At 40.8% G+C, this 606-nt stretch carries 1 protein-coding gene; it reads right to left on the minus strand.

Going from position 1 to position 606, the window contains the following annotated elements:
* A partial coding sequence (locus L6H65_RS26460; protein WP_236347777.1) for an HNH endonuclease occupies window positions 1–580 on the minus strand: 580 nt, incomplete at its 3' end.
* Window positions 581–606: the final 26 nt, after the last annotated feature.

The following is a 606-nucleotide window of genomic DNA, read 5'->3' on the forward strand; positions in this document are numbered from 1 at the left end:
TAGATACACCACCTGTATGTGAAAAATCCGCATGTATATCTTTTTCTACGAGAATCATTGTAGTACCGTCCTCATGATGATGCCAAGTATAACCATCAGGAGGCTCGTCACTTTTAGGAACAGAAGGATCAGAATCTTTATTTAACTTTGCTTCTTCATTTGCTCTCCTGAAATCTTGCTTACGGTTTTCAGGATATGCAACTTCTATTTTTACAGGCTTAACAGTCGGATGAGCATAGGGTGTAAAATCAGGATAACCGTCTTTATTATAGGTTACAGATTTCCCCTCTTTATTAGTATAGGTTGTCGAACCATCCCTATTTTGTTTAATTGTTCCACCATTCTTGATCCATTTTTTATGATTAGGCTGTTGCGGTTTACGTGCTTTAGTTTCCTTACCTTTGGCCGTCCCCTCAGGCCCTCTACTACCACCTCCTGAAGACCCACCATCCATTCGATTCACATGCGGATCAGAAATAACATCCCTCGAACCATTCCGATAACCGCCATTAAACGCAAATTGCGGACCTTGGAGAGCACGATTGAGATTCTGCCCTGTTTCTTCCAACCATGATTTCATTTTATCATTAATCTCTTTGGATTGCG

The organism is Paenibacillus plantiphilus (assembly GCF_927798095.1).
Taxonomy (GTDB): Bacteria; Bacillota; Bacilli; order Paenibacillales; family Paenibacillaceae; genus Paenibacillus_Z; species Paenibacillus_Z plantiphilus.